A 1367-nucleotide genomic window follows, 5' to 3' on the forward strand; every position below is an offset into this window, starting at 1 on the left:
CAGCTTGCTGCGGATCGCATCCAGTTTATTCTTTACGGTGCCGTCCATCTGGAGTCCTTCCATTTGCAGGCGCACGCCGCCCAAGACAGACGGATCGACGCGCTGTTCCAGATGAATTTTCTTGCCGGTCAGACTGCGCAGTTTTGCAGTCAGCTCGGCCTCTTGCTCGGCATCGAGTGCAACGGCAGATACCACCGTCACGGTTTCAATCCCATTTTCCCAGTTGTACTCTTTGCGGAACTGCTTGGCGGCGTCCATAAATTCATGCACCGCATTGTTCTCGATGAGTACCTTGAGAAAATTGAGCAGATAGATATGGAGCTTCCCGTCAAACGCCTCATTGACGAGGGCGATGCGCTCTTCCTTTTTGAGCGTCGGCGCACCCATCAGCGTGAGATACTTGGGATTCTCCTCAAAAGCCTGTCGAAGGACGGCGAGCTGACCGAGAATTTCCTCAGTCGCTTCACACTCTGTTGCCAAACTGTACAGCGTCTTGCCGTATGCTTCTGCAATATCCGTCATGAAGCCTCACCTACACCCTTAATGAACTCCGAGATCAGCTCTTCGTGATCCTTTTCATCGATTTCGCGCTCGACTACCTTGGATGCAATATCCACGGCGATGCCGGAAATCTCGTCCTTGAGTTCGTTCATGGCCTTCTTCTTTTCCTGCTCGATCTGCGCCTCTGCCTTTTCGCGCAGGCGGGCTGCATCAGACTTCGCGGTTCCTACAACCTCATCATAATGCGCCTGTGCCTTGCGGCTGGCAGCCTTGGTGATGTCCGCAGCTTCTGCCTTGGCATCATCCATGCGCTTTTCATATTCATCACGCAGCTGCTCGGCGCGGGTCTGCGCCGTTTCTGCGTCGGCATAGGTCTTGTCGATCTCCGCCTGACGTGCGTTGAGAATATTCTGTACGGGTTTGAAAAGAAAGTGTTTGAGCAGCAGGAACAACAGCAGCAGGTTAATCAGCTGTGTAACAATTTCCCATGGTACAATGGAAACCAGATCTAAAGTACCCAAATTCATTCTCCTTTCCTGAAAATGTCCCCTGTTTTACGCAAAACAGGAAGCCCGGCTGTCTCTTAGAGCTTGCCGAGGAAAGGATTTACGAACATCAGGATCAGGGCAACAACGAAGCCATACAGACCGGTGGTCTCTGCCAGGGCACAGCCCAGAATCAGGGTAGAGGTTACCTTGCCCTGCGACTCCGGCTGACGGCCGATTGCTTCACACGCCTTGCCGGCAGCGTAGCCTTCACCGATACCAGGGCCGATGCCGGCGATCATTGCCAGGCCAGCGCCGATTGCAGATCCTGCGAGTACAATTGCCTTTTCCATAATTATTTCCTCCTGAATTTTCCTAATA

3 protein-coding genes are annotated in these 1367 nt (G+C 52.8%); all 3 read right to left on the bottom strand.

Annotated features, from left to right (window positions below; genetic code table 11):
* Window positions 1-522 (bottom strand): ATP synthase F1 subunit delta (atpH, locus tag ACR0P9_RS12665; protein ID WP_432620690.1); only part of this gene is annotated, 522 nt, incomplete at its 3' end.
* Window positions 519-1022, bottom strand: a complete 504-nt coding sequence (gene atpF, locus ACR0P9_RS12670; RefSeq protein WP_432620692.1) for a F0F1 ATP synthase subunit B — start codon at window positions 1020-1022, stop codon at window positions 519-521. The genes atpH and atpF, both read right to left, overlap by 4 nt.
* 62 nt (window positions 1023-1084) lie before the next feature.
* Window positions 1085-1339 (bottom strand): ATP synthase F0 subunit C, encoded by a 255-nt coding sequence (gene atpE, locus ACR0P9_RS12675; protein ID WP_216469810.1) that lies wholly within the window; start codon window positions 1337-1339, stop codon window positions 1085-1087.
* Window positions 1340-1367: the final 28 nt, after the last annotated feature.

It is taken from the genome of Butyricicoccus sp., assembly GCF_050872565.1.
Classification (GTDB): domain Bacteria; phylum Bacillota; class Clostridia; order Oscillospirales; family Butyricicoccaceae; genus Butyricicoccus_A.